This is a genomic window from Shewanella violacea DSS12 (assembly GCF_000091325.1).
GTDB classification, from domain to species: Bacteria; Pseudomonadota; Gammaproteobacteria; order Enterobacterales; family Shewanellaceae; genus Shewanella; species Shewanella violacea.
Map to the genome: position 1 here is coordinate 3,352,689 of NC_014012.1, position 21,060 is coordinate 3,373,748.

Below are 21,060 nucleotides of genomic sequence, written 5' to 3' on the forward strand. Positions count from 1 at the left end.
TTTTAGAAAAAATAAAACCCAGCCAGTATATTGATAAAAGCTGGGTTTAAAAAGGCTTTAGCTTATGAAACTAAATTTAAACTCATGTTGCAATCGTTTACTTCTGAGTTTCTATCCAGTGATGGATCTTAAGATCCATCACTGCCATAGGCAGAGAACCTGAGGTTAAGATCTGATCATGAAAGGCTTTTAGGTCAAACTTATCGCCTAATTCAGCTTCCGCTTCGGCTCTAAGAGAAAGGATCTTGAGCTGACCCACTTTATAGGACAATGCCTGACCAGGTATTGCCATATAGCGTTCAACTTCGGCAATAATATCCGACTCAGCCATAGGCGAGTTATCTTTCATATATTGTATCGCTTGCTCACGCGTCCAGCCTTTAGCGTGAAGACCTGTGTCGACCACCAGGCGCATAGCGCGCAACATCTCATCGGACAACTTACCGAAATACTGATAAGGGTCTTTAAACAATCCCATCTCAATGCCTAAGTTTTCGGCATACAGGGCCCAACCCTCTTCGAACGCCGTATAGTTACCAAAGCGTTGGAACTCAGGTACACCTGTTAGCTCTTGCTTGATGGCTATCTGGAAATGGTGTCCAGGTGCAGCCTCATGGAGAGATAGGGTTGTCATTCCCCATTTAGGCTGTGCTTTTAAGTTATAAGTATTGATATAGAAAACACCAGGGCGAGAACCATCCACGGCAGGTGATTCGTAGGAAGCCCCAGCCGCTGACTGCTCGCGGAAGCTTTCCACTGGCTTGACCACATAATCGGCCTTTGGCATCACATTAAAATACTTAGGTAGCTCGGCATTAATCTGATCTTTGAGCGTCATATAACCATCGATAAGATCCTGTCTATCGGTGAAGAAGTACTCAGGCTCAGATGACAGAGAAGCGAAGAAGGCCTTAAGATCTCCCTTAAATTTCACCTGCTCTCGTACCTTATCCATCTCGGAGAGGATACGGGCCACTTCACTCAAGCCTATCTGATGGATTTCATCAACAGGCATCATGGTAGTCGTGTGGGAATTGGCCAGATGCTGATACCAAGCCTTACCGTTGGGTAATCCCCACCATCCATCGCTGGCACGTGAAACCGGCAGGTATTTACTCTCAAAATAGTCAGCTAATGAGGCAATTGCGGGAATGAGTTCTTGATTGATAAGCTTAGTGTAGCTTGCAGTGAGTTCAGCCTTATCTGCATCTGAGAAACTCTGGGGAAGATTACTAATCGGAACGTAAAACATGCTCTTGCTGGCATCATCCACAAGCAGGGCCTTGAGCTGAGGAATGATACGCTCGACTAACACCCTAGGCAGAACAACCTTACTTCTGACTCCTTCATCCATACGCTCTTGTGCTAGCTTAGTCCAGGCAATAAACCCAGTTAAACGAGATGCCCAATTGTTATAGTCTTCGACGGTATTAAAAGGCTGAGCACTTTCACCACTCCCCAACTGCACCATATTAATCACTGTGCTGTAGAACTGGTTCATGGGCATGAAACGAGATGGGAATATTTCGTCTACCAGGGCGATATTTCTATCATAGGCAAACATATCATAACTTAGCTGTAGCTCAGGAGATAAGGCACTTCTGTCTATCTTCTCTACCCTAGCCTGATAGCTGGTATTTAAATCGTGACGCGCCGTTAAATACTCATTAGTAAGATCGCCACCAAACTGGTCGTTATAATCATTCACACCAACAAAGGTGGCGTAAATAGGCTCAAGTTTAAGATAGTCCTTGAAGAAATCATCAACCAAAGCGAGATAAGCCTGCTCTACAGATGCCTCTTTATTCAGGCTCGTTTGTGACATTTCAGAAGAAGCACCGATTGCAGTAGAACCCGTGTCTTTACTTATCTGATTGTCATCTGAACAAGCTGTTATGCCCAGTACTAAGCCTATTGATACGGCTAAAAATGCTCTTCTCATCTGTTTCTTTCCCTATATTCGGTGCAATTGCTTGTTATTTTCTATACTTAATACCAAATGTTCAACATTATTTATACAAGCTATATTTATACAGCTATCTCTATCTTCTTCGTAGGATCGTAAAGGAGCCAGTCAATGATCTATTCATTTCGCAACTCAGGTTTCAGAGATCCCGAAACTGGCGTCTATAATCAAACCTACTTTATGGAGGTATTCAATCGCGAATGGCATCGCCATATCAGAGATCACCAAAGTCTGGCCCTATTGTATCTGTGCCCGCACATACATGAAACAGTTAAGCAACCTCATCTGCTCGAATTCTTTATGAAACAAGTACAAGAAGCCATCTTAAGAACTACTGATCTGGTAGCAAGACTTAACAATAACAGCTTTGCCTTAGGCTTATTCAACATTGATGAACAGGGCACTCAGATTGTATTACATAGAATTGAGGAAAAAATTGAGCTCTTCAATTTAGAATATGGCAAAAAATACACCAGTCACGTAGATTACGAACTCGCTGGTTATACCTGCACACCGGCGCGTAACCTAAGAATTGAGTTGATATTTGAAGACGTAGAGAGTTTAACTCATGAGTTAGAAATGGAGAAAAATAAACATATTGAACTGAGACAGATGCAATAAGAGAAGGTTCTAGTAAAACTGCAGTTTTCCTAGAAATTCACAGCAATAAAAAAGCCCCTTGCGGGGCTTTTTAACTCATTCAAAGAAAAAGTTACAATGCTACGTTATGAATACGTGCTTTATCTTTGATATAAGAGACATAACTTTTCCCAGAGCGAGCCGTCTTCTTATCCTTTGCCGCTAACTTAGCGCGTGAATAAGCAGACTTATATTGCTTAAGGTTCAGGTAAGCCAGAGCCAGCTCAAATTGAGCTTCACCAGGATGAGTAATACCAGCATCCAATGACTTCTTCAATGCGACAATCGCGGCCTTAGATTTACCATCTAGAGACAGGATTCGACCCTGACGAAGATAGAACTTGCCAATATTGCCCGCATCTGCAGCCTTACCGTAATACAGAGCAGCTTCTCTCAACTCTTTCGCGTTGTGATAGAAACCAGCCAAGATACCAAGAGATTTCTCATCCTCTTTGATCAGGCCAGATTTCATGTGCTTCTCATATATCTTAGCCGCACGATATGGCGAACCATTCTGTGAAAGTAGCTGAGCAAGACGAGTGATATTACCACCTGTCTCCAAGAAACCATTCTTGTAGGCAAGATCATAAGTTGCCAGAGACTTAGTGTACTTTTCAGTCATCAGATAGAACTGAGCTAACTGAATCCAAAGACGTTTATCGTCTTGGAAAAGTGGCACCATGGTCTCGAGTACTTTCACCGCTTGCGGATACTTTTTCTGATTGAAGTAAGCTGTCAGCTTCATCTGATACAGGCCTTTATCAGGCTTATCAGACAGGGCTAACCCCTTATCGGCAACTTCAAGAACCTTGTTCCAGTTCTTTTGCTCCGAGTAGGCGATACCGATACGACGGTAGACTTGAGCATCCTCTTTACAGGTAAACGCCATCCACTTGTAGTAATAAGCGATCGACTCTTTAAACTGTTTCTCTTGAATCAAGAGATCCGCGTAGAGTCTAAGCGTTCCGGCATGATCACCGCCACCTAAGATATTCGCATCGACAGCTTTCTTAAGGTACTTGATTGCCGTTTTCATCTGAGCTTTTTCTGCATAGAAATTGCCCAGCATGCGATCTATGTACGCTTTATCGAAACTACTCTTAGGATTGGCCTCGAGTAATATCGCGATAGCTTCGTCGAGGTTACCTTCAGTGTAAGCTTTGAAAGACTTTTGCACTTTCTTAGCAGCACTTTGACCAACGGCTTTAGACTTACGCTGCTCGATAGGACACTTCTCGGCAGCTGAAACTGCCGAAACCATGACCAAGCTACCACCTAGAGAAAACAAAAGCGCGGCTGCAATACTAGTAGTTTTTATACTAAGTGTTCGCATCGTTATCTGCCTCCTTTATCTAAGGTAAAGTCCAACTGGATTTTCATACCAGTTTGCTTAAGTGCCTTACCGTCAACTATCTTAGGCTTATACTTCCACTTTTTAAGTGCGCGTCTTGCTTCTTTGTTAAACAAACGCTTAGGTTCAGCCTTGATAATTTTAACGTCTTCAACACCACCGAGTTCGTTAATGGTAAAGCTCAGTTGTACCCAACCTTCTTTGCCATCACGTGCCGCAGCAATTGGATATTGAGGCTCGATGCGAACGATAGGTGTAGCATCACCATCACGCGTCATCATATTACCAAGCTTGAAGCCTGTATTAGCCCCACCGGTATCTACACCACCCATGTTAAATGACATGTTTGTATCTATGTCAGATGAACTGTCAGGCGGAGTCGTATCCGGCTTAGGTGGCTGCTCTGGTGGCGCAGGAGGCTTAGGCTTTACCCTAGGTTTCTTCTGTGCTGATGCATCCTCTTTGCTCATGGTTATTTCAATGATAGGTGATTCTGTTGAAGCATCGTGGCGGGTTGGACCGCCACCTATCAAAAATGCCATGAAGACAAATAAGGCATAAGTCACAGCACCACCAAGTATTAATGATACTATTCCTCTTAGCATATTAGTCTTTCCCCGCCGATACTGAAATCTTATCTACACCCGCCTTCTTAACACTATCCATTACCTTGATAACTAGGCCATGTTTGGCATCTTTATCGGCTTGGATTAGCACGGCCGCTTCTGGAGCCTCTGCAAGCATACGTTCAACGTTTGCAGTTACACGCTCGATATCGACCAGACGGTTCTCCATCATTATCGTGCCAGTCTTGCTTACACCGATAAAGATGTTAGCAGAAGGCTTCTTAGTCGCCGTAGACGCTTCTGGCTTGGTATAATCAAGGCCTGAAGGTTTAACAAACGAAGTTGTTACAATGAAGAAGATCAACATGATAAACACGATGTCTAGCATCGGTGTCATATCAATCTGAGCTTCCTCTTCCACGCTGGAATGCTTTCTACGTGCCATGTTCAATCTCTCTCTAGTGGTGACGCATGCTGTCTTTTAGCTTTTCTAAACTGATTTTCATTTTAGCGTCCAGACGAGTACTAAAGAATACTCCCGATAACGCCGCAACCATTCCCGCCATTGTCGGCATGGTCGCCATTGAAATACCAGCTGCCATCATACGAGCATTACTCGTCCCATGAACTGCCATCACATCGAATACTGATATCATACCTGTCACTGTGCCCAACAGACCTATCATAGGGCAGATGGCGACTAAGGTTTTAATAAACAGCATACGTGCATTCAAGTTTTGCTTAGCTTGGGATATCCAGGATTCACGGATACGGTGTGCATACCAAGAGGTAGAATCCTCTCGTGCATCCCATGAGGATATTATTGCTTTATGTTCGTTTGGTGATATCCAATTAAGATACCAGTAACGTTCAAGCATCAATACCCACATGACAAACAACACTGCCGCTACTAACCAGAGAACATCGCCTCCGGCCGCCATGAAGCCCCTGACGGAATCCCATATGTCCATCAGGTATAGCATCATTAGGCGTTCCTCTTCTCAGCGTGACTAGCAACCATACCGGCACTTTGCTCTTCGAGAACCTGTACGATTGACTTACTGCGTGCAACTACAATTGCGTGCATAAGCATCAGAGGTAGAGCTGCAACCAGACCTTGAACTGTTGTCATCAGTGCCATAGAGATACCGCCAGCCATAAGCTTAGGATCACTGGTACCGAACAACTGAATACTCTGGAAGGTGGCAATCATACCGGTTACTGTACCGAGCAGACCCATCATAGGTGCGATTGCGGCAAGGACCTTAATGATAGAGATACGCGCTTCTAGTGCTGGTGTCTCTTTCAGAATGGCTTCATCAAGCTTAAGTTCCAGAGTTTCAACATCAACATCTTTGTTGTCGTGGAAAGTCTTAAGAATACGACCTAGAGCATTGTTACCTGGATTATCCAGATTCTTACGCTGAGCTTTAACTTTAGCGCCAACTAGACCAAGAGTAACGATACGCTCGACAGAGATGATGGCACCGATAATAAGCAGGCCTATAATGATGTAACCAATAGTTCCACCGGCTTCGATACGATCTTCAATAGTCGGCTTCTGAGTAAAGATACTCAACAACACACCCTTAATAGGATCTATGTAGAGAGGAGCAATACCAGAATTAGTATCCAAGAAGTTAGCAACCGTACTAACCTGATGACCGGATGGCTGCTGCGATAGCTGCTGAATCAGGCCAAGGTCCGCGTTATAAACAACATATTTGCCATCGGCAAGTAAGTTGAAAGTACCCACACGAGTAATGGTTGTATTATGAATACTGCCATCGATATCGGTAACAGCAGCATCGAAGGTTACGACCTTGCCAGACTGTACCATTTCAAATAGCTGCTCTTCCCAGAAACGCTCCAGCTCGTCAATCTTTGGTAGCTGCTTACGAGCACCGAGTTCTGCGATGAAAGTATCACGACCAGGATATTGAGCACTGATGTTAGACGCTACCAGTTTACCGGAGAAATCACCGGCATCACCTTTAACGACACCAAACATCTCACCCAAGTCACCTTGAGCCGTTTTTAGGTTCTCTTCCAACTCGGCAATTTTGCCCTCATTATCAGAGAAAGCTTGGCTCAAATCTTTACCGCGCTGTCTTTCGGTAGCTAGAGCATTCTTTTCACGTTTAAGTAGAGACGCTTTATCGCCACGCTCATTCCTAAACTCTTGCTCACGCTTCTTATTTGTCTTAGTCGCATTAGCACGATCTGTCTGAACCTGCTTCAACAGCTGGTCGATAGATTTAGGTGCGTCAGCTGCGCTTGCAATACCTGCAGATAGAGACAGAGTTGCAGCTAGGATTGCTGTAGTTATAAACTTCTTCATTATTGTGCAGCCTCCGCAGCAGGAATTGGTAACGAGAATAGATCCGGAGCACCCTGTTTACGTGCAATGCGGATACCTTTGGTCAGTTCACGTAGATAGCTTTCATCTAGCAGATCCCATGCCTTAGTTTCATCGTTAAACATCCAAGCAGACTTCTGGTCTAAGCTCTGTGCATAAAGTGCTACACGACCTAAATTGAAGAAATCAACTAAGACATCTTTACCGTCGAGTTTAAGCTGACCAGTTTTAACAGCAACGAAACTGCCGTATTCACGTTCGATGCTGTATGCATCAAGGATCAGACGAAACTTTTCGGCTAGAGTCACTTCAGCACTGTTCAATAGTGCCTTAAGATTATTTACGCGCTCAACACGAGTTTCTAGGTTGAAAGGAAGATCGAGAGCCACGAACTGCTCAAGAGCATCAACCATCTTAAACATGAGAGGAACAACACCTTGACGAAGTGTATCTACGCCATTGATGTCACCTTGAATTGATTTCATCGTCGCTTCTTGGTCAGCGACCAGACCAGCTACGTAATCGTTATAAGATTTTAGTGACTCACGCTCATCTGCAACTGAACCATACTCGAACATCATGTCCTGAGCTTGGTCAAAGTACTTATCTACTTTCTTTTGCGATGTTGCTGCTTCAGCGTGAATTTTGCTGTCAGCCTTCTGAACGACAGAAAGAGGATCTGCTATCACTAAGTTTGAGCTTGCTAAGGCTAGTGCGCCTACGAGCGCTGTAGCGATTTTTGTTTTATTGCTTACCTTGGACATAGTTCCCAACCAATTTGAAGTAAAATTAAAAAGGTTTAACTTATTAACAACATGGAGTCTCGCTTATATTTACGAGTGTTTCCTGCTTATAAGTATGTCTTTCTCTTGTGATTGTTAATTATTATCTTATTTTTCTACACCGATAAAGGCGTAGCACCATCGGCATCATTTCACAAAATGTTGACCTGTGTCAACAATTGAAACGGACTAAAACTAGTAGAAAAAGGCACTTGAGGAGGGAAAAGGTGCAAAAGCTAGATTTTTGAACAAATTAGTAAAATGAATATTACTAATTACCTATTAAAGCACACAGCAATTAAAGCTTTAGCTGTTGTAATATAAAAGAATTAAGTCATTTTACATACCGGCAACATCATTAACATTGACTTAACCACAGGCATTTTATTCAGTCATTATGTCTACCTATTACCTCCTTAAATATGCTTATAAGCTCACTTTTGGCTTTAAAAAAGCAAGTCCTAAAGCATTACTTTCGCACTAAATGATTGAAATCACACTTTACTCGGAAGTGGGATCTTTGTTGGTATTTTTAGTTTAAGGCTAATAACCACCTTAAGTAAATTAGAGTAAACCCCACCCATGTAATGGCTTTCACCTTAGTAGATATCCATGGATGATTTTGTACTATCACATTTCAATGGCTGTTTTAATTTCAATAATCAAGCAAGGAAGAATAACGATACAGTACACAAGATAAAGGCATTGGCTGTGGTAGGATTTTTAATACATTCAATAAAAAATGCCGCCTACGAAAGTAATTTTGCCCTCAATTAATGAGGTGTTAATGCTGTTTAAACAGTAAAAAGTATTTAAAACTGATTCTTAGCAAGATTTTTTAAGAAGGTCATGTTCCATCGAAGTGGCTTATTACATAAACACTAGTAGTAGAAAGCAGATAGAACACAAAGAAGCTGCGTCTTTGCGCTCTCAGTTCACAAAGCACTACTTTGTTAAACTCATCCCTTTTTTAGTGATCTGTCTAAATAACGCTCAGAACCTGCTGTATGCTTTTTGCTCTACTCAGCAGTTCTACAGACCATAGTCTTTCTATTAGTGCCGGTTCTGGCCTTCATCTGACATCGAATACCCGAATCTACAATTTCACCATTAGCATGGTGAATTTTGGATTTTAAACATTTCTTGTGATGACTCAAACCCAAAGAGCCCAATCATCAGAAATATGGTAATGATTCTCATTATTCAAACCTTTTCATTTATAAACCACCTTCTTTGGGGATCGTATAGCCCGTTCTTTGCTTTCTATTTAACGAATTATACGCATCCTTCTCATCCTTCTTTCTCTGCTCTGCAGTTCTACAAACTTTAGTTTTACGATTTGTGCCAGTTCGAGCAAGCATCTCGCACCTAATACCTGCATCGACTATTTGTCCATTTAGATCTTCTGTCTTAAACATATTCTGCGAGGACTCACATCCCGATAAAAAACCAATTAAAACAAATATATAAAATCTCATAACCACTCCTTGGTAAAATAAAAAAGGGCGCAATGCGCCCTTTTAATTTTTTTATTCTTTAAAACTTAACCCCTGCACGTAAGTAGATTGTGCGGCCAATAACATCATAAGTAGACACATCCGTATTCGCACCAGGCGCTGAGTACACAAATGGTGGCGTCTCATCGAACAAGTTGTTAACACCAGCGGTTAGCATCAAATGCTCAGATACAGTGTAATTCGTTTGAAAATCAACAATGATATTAGAGTCAACATCTCTTTCGAATGGATCTGTCCACCAACCGGCTTCAGTCTCAACAACACTAGTGATATAACGCGTGATTAATGAAGTATCAAAGTCTGCTATAGTCCAATTTACAGTAAAGTTTGTTTTAAGTTTAGCAAACATGCCATCATGATTGACTTCGTAACGTCCTACATGATCGATAATCGAACCATCAGCAAGAATTTTGTCATACTGAAGAAGGTAAGTACCATCTAGACCTAATCCCCAATCACCAAAACCTGATTCAAATGTATAGCGTAAGTCATAGTCGATACCTGCTGTATTAATACCACCCACGTTTACTGTGTAGTTATCAACCGTAATAATACCGCCAGCTGCCGCACTAGTCTCACCAAATCGTGTGATTGTTTCACAATAAGTACCTGTATTGAAACAGCCATCTAAACGAGTTTGTGTACCCACTGTTGAAATTGCATTTTCTAACTCAATTTTCCAGTAGTCGACACTCATAGAGAAGTTGTCTATGAAATCAGGGTTGTATACGAAACCAACGGTCAGTACTTCAGCGGTCTCGGGAGTCAAATCTGTTGTGCCAACCCAGTTATCTGAACCACCACCATTACTTGGAATTTGTTCTACACCGCCTGAATCATAGCCAGTAGTAGGTACACCTGTACCTGTACAGTTAGCCCAATTAGATGAAGCTTTAACAGCCGTATATTCTGCATCAGTATAGAAGTTACCATCACACGGATCTGTCGCTTCAGGGAAACCTACTGATGCACCACCATATAAATCAGATGTTGTCGGTGCCCTGAAAGCTTCAGATAAAGTCGCACGTACCATCAGTGACTCAATCGGCATCCATTTAACACCTAACTTGCCACTTGTATTTGTACCAAAAGTACTATAATCCGAATAACGTACAGCGGCCTCAAAATCAAGCATGTGAGCCATAGGGGCATCAGCTAAAATTGGAACAATTAATTCACCAAACAACTCTTGTACATCATATCCACCACTAGTTCCGACGGCAGATCCTGCTGTAGTAATGCCTTGAAGAATCAAAGAGTCAGGAGTATATGACCCTGACTCTTTTCTTTGTTCCCAACCAGCAGCAAAACCTACGGAACCCGCGGGTAAATCAAACAGGTCGCCAGAAATAAGTGCTGTAAGCACTTCTTGCTTATTTTGACCCGTTTCAGTTGTATTATAATCGCCTGAAATATATTGCAGCATTTCAGGTGATACCTCATCCGCAGAACCTGGAGTTCCAAATATGTTCAAAGGAACACAGCCGTCGATAGCCCCACCATTAGCATCCAAACAGACGAGTTGAGAGCCATTGGCATCAACAACTGCATCCCCGTTTCCGTCAACAATCAGATTACCGTTGGCATCTAACCATCCAGATGGACCAACAGCTTCAGCTACGCGATCTAGATTAAAGTAACCTGCTGCAGTTTCGACTGAGTCACTCTGTCCCCAGACATAAGAAACTTCCCAATCCCAACCATTATCTAAGGCACCATTGAAACCAACCGCTGTACGGAATGTTTTATAATCTCGCTCATTAGCACGACCACCTGTTTCAATCATACGGCGACGCCAATCGTCTATCACATAGGCATTGCCATTTGCATCTTTTGGTCCCATCGTCTGGTTATAGTAGTTATTTGGTGAATAAGGCGCTGCTGACCCAAAGAAAATCAATGGAGCTAATGGTTCCGGCGCCAATCGTCTATTACCTGTAGTTTGTACATAACTAGCTTCAGCAAAAGAGTTCACTTCACCAAGAAATCCAAATTCACCTAAAGTATAATTTGCAAATACGGAAGCATAACGACGCTTGCTTGGGGTCTGCAGATAATTCACTGGGTTATAGTTATATGAATCAGTAGCACCCGAGTAATCTCTCCAATTACCATATTCTGGACCGCGAGTTACACGGCCATCTGGAGTATTAGCGTTAACCCAAGGTGGCGCTGAAGATCCACCTTGTTCTGTCATACCATCTTCATAAGCTCGTAATTCATATTCTGAAAAAGAACGATCACCCATGAATGCATCGCCCTGATCACTATAACCAAGAGCAACAACTACGTTTCCACGATCACTTGCTGCACCAAAGGTCACATCTACACCTTTAGTGACTGCATCACCTTTATCACTTCCACCATAATTAAGTTTAAGTTCGAAGCCTTCAAAATCATCTTTAGTAATGATGTTAACTACACCAGCTATAGCGTCTGACCCGTAAGTGGCTGAAGCACCATCTTTCAGGATCTCAACTCGCTTAACAATTGCAGTTGGGATCGTATTCAAATCTACTGATGAGTTAGCACCAGAACCACCGGCGACAACGCGTCGGCCGTTAATTAATACTAGGGTACGCTCAGAGCCCATACCACGAAGTGAAAAACGAGTACTCGAATCACCACCATTGTTAGTTTGTGTGTTAGTAGCAGCACCTGCTGATGACGTTAGACTTTTAAGAAGATCACCAACATTATTGACACTCATTTTCTCAATAGCGGCAGCATCTATGGTCGTAACGGGGTTAGAACCTTCCATATCAGTTCTCTTAATACGAGAACCTGTTACTGAAATTCTTTCAACTTCTGCAGACTCTTCAGCCGCGAAAGCTACTGGTGCTGTAATGGCTGCCGTTGCTGCTGCACCACTAATTAGTGCGAAACGCACCGACTTAGCTAGTATGCTATTTTTATACATATTGTTTCTCCCTGGACTCATTCTTATATTTTTATGTTTTTATATTTTTAAACGCACCAGATGTAACGCAGACAGTTACACCTAAACACATTTGCAAACAAATAAGACCACATCAGAAACATTTATGCAACAAGTGCACAGCTCTTTTTACAACCCACTGGTTGCGATGATTGTTTTACATACAATCAGGCGTCAAAAATCCGTATTCCCATCGATAAATAGCAGAAATGAAATGATTGGCATAAGTCACAAACAAACAGAACTAGATGGCCCCGCCCTTCTTCACCAACAAATACTGACCAATAAACAACCAGTTAGATTTGTAGTCAAATATTGATTATCAGATTTTTTTTATTATGTGCCAAAAGCAAATAAACGAATGCTTATTCAGAAATAATTTATTATTCAGATTCTAGATATACACTTTTGACAAACATCTTGTTTATGTAAACTATTATTTACATTTGGCGGCACTGTTATTCTTTAAAATATTGGGACTTGAAAGACAGTCATAGATATTATTCTGACCTAGTGAAATGAGACAAAAAATTCACCTATTTACTTTTCTACACACATAAAAAAACGCCCGCAGGCGTTTTTTTAACTAACAGGTTTAAGTTATATAAACCTACATAATATATCTGACGCCGAAACCGACACCATCTTCTTCAGACATAGACATTGCAGCTTCTTGTACAGCATCGTTGCTTGTAAAGTTACCGTAATCCTTACGACCTTCAAGGTAAAGTACAGTGTTTGCATCCCAAACATAATGAACACCTACTACAGCAAATTGACGCTTGAACTCATCGCCTTTATAAGCTGATTCATAGTCATCACCTGCTTCTAAGATGTTATAAGACGCGAAAGTACGAATACCGTTGTTAAACTTGTATGACACAAGTGATTCTAAACCAGTAGCTTCTGGTACCATGCGACCTAAGTTATCTGTATCATGATACTCTTGCTTATTGACGTTAAAAGCGGCATAAACGCCTTCGCCATTCCAGTTGCCCCACATAGCACCTAAGCCGTAAATAGAGTCGGTTTCATTAATAGCCTGGCCATTAGCAAAGGCACCTTTAAACTCACCTATGTTGAAACCTGCTGTGAATATCAAATTGTCAGTCACATTGTAAGTAGCGGCACCACCGTAAGTATTGTTATATTCAAGTGAGGCTATAACGGTAGGATCACTTGCCTTAATTGCAGCAGAGCCAGTTCCTACGCTATGAATCACTTCAGGATCACCTGTAATATCAAATGAATCGTGCTTAAGTTGGACTTGTACTCCGAAACTTAAATCACCTACTGAATTACGATATTGAACAGTATCATCACCACGGCCAGTACCGTTGATTCCGCCATCTGCCTTATAAGTGTATGTACCCGATGCATTACCATCCCATACTAGGCCGTAGTTAGTGTTATACACTACGTCGTACCATGTACTCCACTGCTTGCCTATAGTAAGCGAACCGTAGACATCATGAGCGATACCAACATAACCAAGACGATTATTAAGAAAGTCACTGCTTTTAGATTGGAAGTTACTCTCACTGCTATAAACGATTTCGCTGTTACCGAATGGGTTTACGCCCCACTCCAGCTTAGTGAATACCTTCCAGCCATCACTCATTTCGCGAGTAAAACCGAAGTTGATACGTGATGCGCCGTTGACGATTTCTGTAACACCTTGAGTATTGATGATACGTGCGTCAACAAATCCACCAATCTCAACTGCATTTTTATCATCTTTATAGACTTCGATCGCCGATACTGACGGGACAAATATAACGGCTACTAATGCCGATGCTACTAGAGTTTTTTTCATCTGATGTCTAACCTTATTGTTTTCAGTCTGCATGGTTATTTTTTTATCATTCCATTGGTCAACGTCTTCCTAATTGCAGGCGAGGGTAGCAAAAGATGTCTTCTCCCCCAAAGACAAAAGTCACAAAAACTACCTGTTTTATCACCCGCTTAACCACAAAAACCTTTTGGCAGCACATCAGATACTAGCCGGCAACATAAAACCAAAATAACCTTATAAGTCCACTCACTAAATTAACGACATCTGTTTAGAAGCAATATCAGAGAAACGTTTATTAAGCAGCCCTAAAACAGGTTCGGCGATAGGGGCAAGTTGTTTAGTTAGATAGTAATAATAATCGATAGCAGACTGACGATACTGAATCGGTTCAGCACCATTGAGTGTCATAAGGTACTCAACCTTGGTTCCCCTCTTTGAGAATCGCTCAGATCCTGAAAAATCACACATCATTTTAGCCGCTTTTACGTGGGGAGATGACTTAGCGGTATAATCTGCGATATCTCTGCGTAAACGTTTACTGAAAATAAGTTCTTCATCTAACTTACCTTGCATCAGATCATTGACCACCTCTTGTAAAAAGACCATGACATCTTTTTTAGAGAATAAACGATAATACAGTGCTTCTTGTATGCGTCTGGCCAACGGGCTCCAGTCACTGCGCACTTGCTCCATTCCCTTAAAGATTAGCTGCAGTTCTCCTTCGTTATTGGTAATGGCCCCAACATAGCGTTTTTTAGATCCTTCAGTAGAGCCTCTGAGAGTCGGCATGAAAAATTGCTCATAATGACATTCAAACTCCAGCTCTAAATGACTATCTAGCTTCATCTCTTTAGCTAACTTATTTTTCCATTTAGCGTTAATCGTTTTGACGAGCCCTCCACCTATCTTATCCACATCGGTATCCTCAGGATCTAGACCCAACCAGACAAAGGTCGAATCGGTATCGCCATAGATGACCTGATAACCAAGCTCCTCAATCCAAGCCCTAGTCTGTTTCATTATCTGATGACCCCTGAGGGTAATTGAGCTAGCAAGCCTGGCATCATGAAACACACAACCACGGGAGCCTAATACGCCATAAAGAGAGTTCATGATTATCTTAATGGCCTGTGACAGTGGTGCATTATTTTCGCGCTTCGCTTCTTCCCTATGGGCTGAGAGTGTTTTGATAAGTTCGGGTAATATGGGAGAGTCCCGGCTAAATTTTGCTCCCAAAAAACCATCGACATTGTCGGCTTCAGACTCAGATAGCCCCTTAACAAGGCCTTTGGGATCGATGAGAAAGGTTCTGATAATCGAAGGGTAAAGGCTCTTAAAATCGAGCACTAAAATATGTTTATAGAGTCCGGGGATAGAATTCATCACATAGCCACCAGGGCTTTCTAGCCCTTGACTCGTCGCCATCGCGGGGGCAACGAAACCAGCCCTATGCAGGTGAGGCAGGTATAAGTTATTGAATGCTGCCACTGAAGCGCCGACTCTACCGAGTTCTAACCCAGTAAGCCTAGATCTCTCTAAGGCAAATTCGAACAATTGTGCTTTCTTAAAAACATCCCACACTAGGCGACTATCGGTTAAATTATAGTGAGCGAGCGCTGCTTTATCCTGATGAAATAGCTCAGTGATCTCCTCCCCTCGGTTTAAGATCCCCTTTGGGCCGCTAGGCAATGCCTTGCCCTCTTCGAGCAAAGCACGTGAAACCGACTCTAGTGAGAAACTATCGAACCGGTAAAAAGCCGCCTTGAGCCAGTCTATTCCGTCTAGCACAACTCTACCTGGTAGCGAAAGAGTTTCAGGACGGTATTTATCTGCCACCTTCCAACTCAGAACCGTCCCTCCCCTGCCCAATGTCAGTGCGATCCCAAGTAGTTTTGCTCTTCTATATACTAGAGCCAGATCGAACGTCACCACCGCCCAACCGATAATAATGTCGGGATCATATTCAGCAAACCAATCGATTAACTTGAGGATAAGCCCTCTCTCATCTGCTACCCATTCGATATAGTCCACTTGATCAGCAGATAAAGACGAATTATCACGGTTACTCGGATTAGGTGAGCCCACCATGATCACCTTCTTATATTCATCATCCGTCTCCTTGGCGTAGAGGCCAACCGAATAAAGCTCACCGGACATACTGCATTCGAAATCTAGGGATATGGCTTTGAGTCTGATATCCACAGCACTTTTTCTCGCCCGTGAAGCGGTGAAACTGGCCAGATGGCCTTGTACTTGGGGCTCAAATTGTCCAATAAACTCCACATCTAGCGCTATATATCTCTCTATCAAGTATCTGTGCTCTGGACGAATATCGGTTTCAAACAGAGGAATACCTAGATCCACAGCTCCTCTGTTCACCAATCTAAATACTTGTAAAGAACTGGCGTAAATTGCCGTGACAGGATCACAATTGAAATTTTTAAGCGGCAGATCCACTATTCTTAGTTTTGCTGACTGGGGTAATCCTTGCAGCCGAGGCAGATCTTTCGTTGCACAGAAACACAGATATTCAGCTTGGGGCACTTTAACTAATCTAGGGCCATCGGAGGTTTTAATATAGTAATGCAACCAAGTCATACCCGAATGCTGCACCGTATGACGAGAAAGTATTCGCCCCTTGATCGATGAAGTGACCCTAGACTCTGATGGGGGTTTTACTGGCATAATTTGTCTATCCAAAACAGGGGCTCGATGAAAAAGGGTTCACATTTAGCTCAATAATATAAAATTAGAGTAGTTAAGGCTATGCAATCACTGTTATTATGTACAGCTCTATTTCTCTTCCTTGTATACCTATGCTATCGGCCGACGTAAAAACACAGATCCGCTCCATATATAAAGGTATCGCCAAGTCTTTGCCTGACTTTCGCCCTAGGCGCGAGCAAAACTACATCGTCGCCGAAATATCTAAGACCTTAGCCGGTGAATACGATGAACACAGGCGCATAATCGTGGTCGAAGCAGGTACTGGGATAGGTAAATCTTTAGCCTACATTTTAGGCTCTATCCCATTGGCACTAGCCAACAAGAAAAAGGTGTGTATCGCCACCGCCACCGTTGCATTGCAAGAGCAACTGTTACACAAGGATCTGCCTTTCTTTTTACAGCAATCTGAATTGAACTTTACTTTCGGGTTAGTCAAGGGGCGGCAACGCTATGTCTGTCTGTCTAAATTAGAGATGTTAATCGGGGCCGATAACGGCACTCAAATGGCTATGTGGCAGACCAAACCCGACAACAGTCAGATCAAACTGCTGCAAACATTATTAAAGCAGTACCATGAAGGAAAATGGAATGGCGAGCGTGACACCTTAGTCGAGCAGCTCCCCGACCACCTATGGCAACAGATAGCTTGCGATAAACACAGCTGTCACAGACAACTTGCCAGCCACAGAAATTGTCCTTTCCATAAGGCACGTGAAGATATCGATAACTGGGACGTCTTGATTGCTAACCACAGTCTCTTGTTTGCCGATCTGGAGTTAGGTGGCGGAGTCATTCTTCCCGATCCTGAAGATGTATATTACATCATAGACGAAGCTCACCACCTGCCTATGGTAGCCAGAGACTTCTCCAGTGCACAAACCACACTCAGGGGCGCAGTGGACTGGTTGGAGAAAATAGATAAGACCTGTAGCAAGCTACAAAATCAGATAAAGAGTAATCACATCATAGGACCAGCACAGGCGATGCAGGACCATATTACCGATCTTACCGGTCAACTCAGCCAGATAGCCCATTTTTGTGATAGCCAAACACCCAGCTTCGATAACCCAGAGAATCGTTTACGCTTCGAACATGGCAAGTTACCCCAAGGCTTGCTTACCCAAGCAGAGAACTTAGCCACTGTATCAACAGCTGCCCTCAAGCAGTTCAATAAAATGTTAGCCTTGCTCAGTGAAGCCATAAAAGATGGCGATATTCCAAAGCATCAGGCCGAACAACTGCTCACAGAAACAGGCTTCATGTTGCAGAAGTTAGAAAACCTGCAAAAATTGTGGAAGATGATGGCCAAGGAAGATCATCCCAAAGGTGCCCCTATGGCACGCTGGATTGAGATATTAACCGGTAAACAGACCGATTACCTTTTCAGCGCATCCCCCATCGAAGTTGGCTTCATGTTAGAGAAGCTACTTTGGGACAAGGCAGCCGGAGTTGTGCTTTGCAGCGCGACATTACGAGCCTTAAATAATTTTAATCATTTCACTCATCAAGTGGGCCTTTCACTCAACGACGGTAGCCGCTTTTTAGCCATGGACTCGCCCTTCGACTTTGAACAGAATGCGACCCTTTTCCTGCCTAAAATGAAGAATGACCCCACAGATGAGAAATTCACCGAAGAACTCGCCGAGCAGATCTTAGCCCTGATCGATGGTGAGATGGCCACCTTAGTATTATTTGCCTCTTATTGGCAGATGGAAAAGGTCGTCGATATGGTCGAGAGCAAGATCAAAACAGGCCTACTGGTTCAAGGTACCATCTCCAGACAGCAAATTTTATCCGCCCATAAGAAACGATGTGATAACGATGAACCTAGTATCATATTCGGCACAGGTAGCTTCTCTGAAGGATTAGATCTACCGGGGGATTACCTGACTAACTTGATCATCACAAAACTTCCTTTCGCGGTGCCAACCTCTCCCGTCGAGCAGGCTCATGCGGAATATATCAAGATAAAAGGTGGAAATCCTTTTATGCAGCTGACTATCCCTGATGCGTCGCGCAAATTGATACAGAGTTGTGGTAGATTACTACGCAACGAGCAAGACTATGGACGCATCACGATTTTAGATCGACGTTTAGTCACCAAACGATATGGAAAATCACTGCTCGATGCACTTCCCCCTTTTAGACGCGTTATTGAGTAGGATTTATTTTTGGATTTACTGTTTGAACCCAGCACTTGGGCCATTCTAGCTGGCATAGGTTTACTGGCAGGCTTTATCGATGCCATAGCCGGAGGTGGAGGCTTACTCTCTATTCCAGCCTTACTCACATTAGGAATCAATCCTCATACGGCATTGGGCACTAATAAGTTAGCCGCATGTTTTGGGTCATCGACGGCTGCTTATACTTATTATAAACAAAACCTGTTCACGCCTCAGTTGTGGTACCACACCTTTATTGCTACTTTTCTCGGCGCGATATCCGGCACCTTCATAGTCACGCTTATTGATAGCCATTTGTTGGAAAAACTGCTTCCACTGATGATCATCATTATTGCGATTTACACCTTAGCTAAACCCAATTCCATGGGCTGCAGTACATTCACCCCACTTAAACAACCCGCGACTAGAATTAAGCAATGGCTTCAAGGATTCCCACTTGGATTCTATGATGGTTTTGCAGGACCTGGCACAGGAGCGTTCTGGACCATAACCAGTACCACCTATCATAAGCAGCCTCTTCTCCACAGTTGTGGTTTAGCCAGAGCAATGACATTCACCAGTAATCTCACCTCATTAGTGATCTTTCTCACGCTTGGGCAAGTGAATGTTATTATCGGTCTTTCAATGGGCCTATGTATGATGCTAGGTTCCTTTATCGGTGCAAGAACAGCGATAAAGTTCGGCGTCCAGTTTATCAGACCCGTATTTATCACTCTGGTATTATTGATTGCAGCAAAATTAGCTTGGGATGCATGGGTGTAATAACGATGAATACTAACGAACTCCTAAAGCAATTAATGATTCAATTGAAGCAGCTAGAGCAAGACGTGCTTCAACACGACTCAAATTTACCTCGAAGAGAACAGAAACTACTTAAGAATACCGACAGGTTTAACGACCAACTGTTTATGCAGTCTGGGGCAAAACTTAAGCCCTGTATAGAACAGATAAACAAGAGTATTGTGCAGCTAGGTCAACTGATAAAAGGCAATATATCTGCCAATACCATAGCCTTGAGCTGTGAACGTATTCAAGACAGATTTACCGCCGTCAGAAGAGCACTAAATACCACCTCATTAGGGGCTAATTCGGCCTCGCAACAAAGAGCTTTGCGAGTCGCTCAGGCCAGGCGGCGTAAAAATAAGTCCCATGATGAGAGCGGCTTCGATTGGATCGCTTCCGGAGTCATGCATAACAGTCACCAACTGTATGCTGAACTCAACAAGCATCTTAATTGGGTGAGTAAATTTGAACAAAAAATCCTAATTTTGCAATCACAATTGGATAACTGTCATAGTGATGACAAGATTCAGATGCAAAATGAGATCCTGTTGGTTCATCGACGACTAGGAAAGTGTCGACAAGCCATAAGCTATATAGAAGATCGTATTCAAGCGTTTGAGCGACCTTTCTCTCGAACCTATAAGAGTTTTAATCGTTAAGGAGCAACAATGAAATCACTTATGTCTATCACAGCAATCTTGGCTCTGCTTGGCTCATCTTCGGCCATGGCAGCTAGTTTAAATATCCCAATGTCATTTGAATATCTTGCCATCGACGGCAAGAAAGTCGAAAGCAGCTTATTCAGCCATAAGTCACAGCTTGAATTAGATCAAGGAACCCACAAGATTGCGATCCGTTACCACGATATGGTTCAAGATGATTTCAGTGATAGTGAAAGCTTTATCAAGTCGTCTCCTTTCATAGTGACAATTGCTGTGGATGGTGACCATGAGTACACATTGAAGTCCGCCGATGGCGATATAATAAAGCGACCAAAATCTTTCGCCAAATCTCCGCAGGTGTTGATCACCCGCGGTGACAAAGCTAGAGTCAATTATAAGGTTATTCAAACAGACTTCACCGAAGACTCCTTCGTGACTAGCCTGTTTAGTGGCGGAAACAAACAAGATATTGCAGCGATAACAACTGCGGCTACAGGCGGAGCTGTGATTGCGACTTCGACAAGTTTGACACCAAGGGCGCCAGTCAGCATCCCTGCCCCCGTTGAAGTTATGCCAATAACTCCAACAGTAGGTGATAAAGCCGACAAAGGCGAACATGCCAACCAGATGTTACAATACTGGTGGCTTCATGCCGATGATAAGACCCGTAAAGAGTTTATGAGTTGGGCCATTCAGCAGCTATAGATAGTACTAACCTCTCCATAAAGTCTAAACGCCAGCTAAACTTGCTGGCGTTTTTGTATCCACATTTTGTAAAGATAGGCTTATATT

16 protein-coding genes are annotated in these 21,060 nt (G+C 42.8%); 5 read left to right on the forward strand and 11 right to left on the reverse strand.

Features of this window, described 5'->3' with window-relative positions; all coding sequences use genetic code 11:
* Nucleotides 1-97 precede the first annotated feature (97 nt).
* The gene (locus SVI_RS13935; protein WP_013052229.1) at nucleotides 98-1,942 is read right to left on the reverse strand and encodes a DUF885 domain-containing protein; all 1,845 of its coding nucleotides are present in this window, start codon (nucleotides 1,940-1,942) and stop codon (nucleotides 98-100) included.
* 135 nt (nucleotides 1,943-2,077) lie between these two features.
* Between SVI_RS13935 and SVI_RS13940 the strand changes: the two genes are divergently transcribed.
* Complete coding sequence (locus SVI_RS13940) at nucleotides 2,078-2,587, forward strand: diguanylate cyclase domain-containing protein (RefSeq protein ID WP_013052230.1); 510 nt, start codon at nucleotides 2,078-2,080, stop codon at nucleotides 2,585-2,587.
* A gap of 91 nt (nucleotides 2,588-2,678) precedes the next feature.
* Here SVI_RS13940 and SVI_RS13945 read toward each other — a convergent pair whose 3' ends face one another.
* The 10 genes from SVI_RS13945 to SVI_RS13990 form a co-directional block, all read right to left on the reverse strand.
* Nucleotides 2,679-3,938 carry a tetratricopeptide repeat protein gene (locus tag SVI_RS13945; protein WP_013052231.1) on the reverse strand — a complete coding sequence of 420 codons (1,260 nt, stop codon included), beginning with the start codon at nucleotides 3,936-3,938 and terminating at the stop codon, nucleotides 2,679-2,681.
* A 2-nt stretch (nucleotides 3,939-3,940) separates the two neighbouring features.
* Nucleotides 3,941-4,561, reverse strand: a complete 621-nt coding sequence (locus SVI_RS13950; RefSeq protein ID WP_013052232.1) for an energy transducer TonB — start codon at nucleotides 4,559-4,561, stop codon at nucleotides 3,941-3,943.
* A gap of 1 nt (nucleotide 4,562) precedes the next feature.
* Entirely contained in the window at nucleotides 4,563-4,967 is a 405-nt protein-coding gene (locus tag SVI_RS13955) for an ExbD/TolR family protein (protein ID WP_041419965.1), read from the reverse strand.
* Nucleotides 4,968-4,980: 13 nt separating this feature from the next.
* Complete coding sequence (locus SVI_RS13960; RefSeq protein ID WP_013052234.1) at nucleotides 4,981-5,508, reverse strand: MotA/TolQ/ExbB proton channel family protein; 528 nt, start codon at nucleotides 5,506-5,508, stop codon at nucleotides 4,981-4,983.
* Entirely contained in the window at nucleotides 5,508-6,863 is a 1,356-nt protein-coding gene (locus tag SVI_RS13965; protein ID WP_013052235.1) for a MotA/TolQ/ExbB proton channel family protein, read from the reverse strand. Before SVI_RS13965 ends, SVI_RS13960 begins: the two co-directional genes overlap by 1 nt.
* The gene (locus tag SVI_RS13970) at nucleotides 6,863-7,645 is read right to left on the reverse strand and encodes a DUF3450 domain-containing protein (RefSeq protein WP_013052236.1); all 783 of its coding nucleotides are present in this window, start codon (nucleotides 7,643-7,645) and stop codon (nucleotides 6,863-6,865) included. The genes SVI_RS13965 and SVI_RS13970 overlap by 1 nt, the downstream gene beginning before the upstream one ends.
* Before the next feature lie 1,235 nt (nucleotides 7,646-8,880).
* The gene (locus SVI_RS13975) at nucleotides 8,881-9,141 is read right to left on the reverse strand and encodes a hypothetical protein (protein ID WP_041419966.1); all 261 of its coding nucleotides are present in this window, start codon (nucleotides 9,139-9,141) and stop codon (nucleotides 8,881-8,883) included.
* A gap of 58 nt (nucleotides 9,142-9,199) precedes the next feature.
* Complete coding sequence (locus SVI_RS13980) at nucleotides 9,200-12,100, reverse strand: TonB-dependent receptor domain-containing protein (RefSeq protein ID WP_041419967.1); 2,901 nt, start codon at nucleotides 12,098-12,100, stop codon at nucleotides 9,200-9,202.
* Between the two features lie 628 nt (nucleotides 12,101-12,728).
* Nucleotides 12,729-13,934, reverse strand: a complete 1,206-nt coding sequence (locus tag SVI_RS13985; RefSeq protein ID WP_013052241.1) for a porin — start codon at nucleotides 13,932-13,934, stop codon at nucleotides 12,729-12,731.
* Nucleotides 13,935-14,162: 228 nt separating this feature from the next.
* Nucleotides 14,163-16,598 carry a DNA polymerase II gene (locus SVI_RS13990; protein ID WP_013052242.1) on the reverse strand — a complete coding sequence of 812 codons (2,436 nt, stop codon included), beginning with the start codon at nucleotides 16,596-16,598 and terminating at the stop codon, nucleotides 14,163-14,165.
* Nucleotides 16,599-16,729: 131 nt separating this feature from the next.
* On the opposite strand from SVI_RS13990, the gene dinG reads away from it, so the two are divergent.
* Genes dinG through SVI_RS14010 form a run of 4 tightly spaced genes read left to right on the forward strand, consistent with a single transcriptional unit; the run spans nucleotide 16,730 to nucleotide 20,973 of the window.
* A complete protein-coding gene (gene dinG / locus SVI_RS13995) occupies nucleotides 16,730-18,802 on the forward strand; it encodes an ATP-dependent DNA helicase DinG (RefSeq protein WP_041420379.1) in 2,073 nt (690 codons plus the stop codon).
* Between the two features lie 9 nt (nucleotides 18,803-18,811).
* Nucleotides 18,812-19,585 (forward strand): sulfite exporter TauE/SafE family protein, encoded by a 774-nt coding sequence (locus SVI_RS14000; RefSeq protein ID WP_013052244.1) that lies wholly within the window; start codon nucleotides 18,812-18,814, stop codon nucleotides 19,583-19,585.
* Between the two features lie 5 nt (nucleotides 19,586-19,590).
* Complete coding sequence (locus tag SVI_RS14005) at nucleotides 19,591-20,265, forward strand: primosomal replication protein (protein ID WP_013052245.1); 675 nt, start codon at nucleotides 19,591-19,593, stop codon at nucleotides 20,263-20,265.
* A 9-nt stretch (nucleotides 20,266-20,274) separates the two neighbouring features.
* Nucleotides 20,275-20,973 (forward strand): DUF2057 domain-containing protein, encoded by a 699-nt coding sequence (locus SVI_RS14010; RefSeq protein ID WP_013052246.1) that lies wholly within the window; start codon nucleotides 20,275-20,277, stop codon nucleotides 20,971-20,973.
* Nucleotides 20,974-21,060 lie beyond the last annotated feature (87 nt).

Coding starts and splice junctions, on each gene's coding strand:
- SVI_RS13935 (WP_013052229.1), bottom strand. CDS start 1,942: ATGAGAAGAGCATTTTTAGCCGTATCAATAGGCTTAGTACTGGGCATA.
- SVI_RS13940 (WP_013052230.1), top strand. CDS start 2,078: ATGATCTATTCATTTCGCAACTCAGGTTTCAGAGATCCCGAAACTGGC.
- SVI_RS13945 (WP_013052231.1), bottom strand. CDS start 3,938: ATGCGAACACTTAGTATAAAAACTACTAGTATTGCAGCCGCGCTTTTG.
- SVI_RS13950 (WP_013052232.1), bottom strand. CDS start 4,561: ATGCTAAGAGGAATAGTATCATTAATACTTGGTGGTGCTGTGACTTAT.
- SVI_RS13955 (WP_041419965.1), bottom strand. CDS start 4,967: ATGGCACGTAGAAAGCATTCCAGCGTGGAAGAGGAAGCTCAGATTGAT.
- SVI_RS13960 (WP_013052234.1), bottom strand. CDS start 5,508: ATGATGCTATACCTGATGGACATATGGGATTCCGTCAGGGGCTTCATG.
- SVI_RS13965 (WP_013052235.1), bottom strand. CDS start 6,863: ATGAAGAAGTTTATAACTACAGCAATCCTAGCTGCAACTCTGTCTCTA.
- SVI_RS13970 (WP_013052236.1), bottom strand. CDS start 7,645: ATGTCCAAGGTAAGCAATAAAACAAAAATCGCTACAGCGCTCGTAGGC.
- SVI_RS13975 (WP_041419966.1), bottom strand. CDS start 9,141: ATGAGATTTTATATATTTGTTTTAATTGGTTTTTTATCGGGATGTGAG.
- SVI_RS13980 (WP_041419967.1), bottom strand. CDS start 12,100: ATGTATAAAAATAGCATACTAGCTAAGTCGGTGCGTTTCGCACTAATT.
- SVI_RS13985 (WP_013052241.1), bottom strand. CDS start 13,934: ATGAAAAAAACTCTAGTAGCATCGGCATTAGTAGCCGTTATATTTGTC.
- SVI_RS13990 (WP_013052242.1), bottom strand. CDS start 16,598: ATGCCAGTAAAACCCCCATCAGAGTCTAGGGTCACTTCATCGATCAAG.
- dinG (WP_041420379.1), top strand. CDS start 16,730: ATGCTATCGGCCGACGTAAAAACACAGATCCGCTCCATATATAAAGGT.
- SVI_RS14005 (WP_013052245.1), top strand. CDS start 19,591: ATGAATACTAACGAACTCCTAAAGCAATTAATGATTCAATTGAAGCAG.
- SVI_RS14010 (WP_013052246.1), top strand. CDS start 20,275: ATGAAATCACTTATGTCTATCACAGCAATCTTGGCTCTGCTTGGCTCA.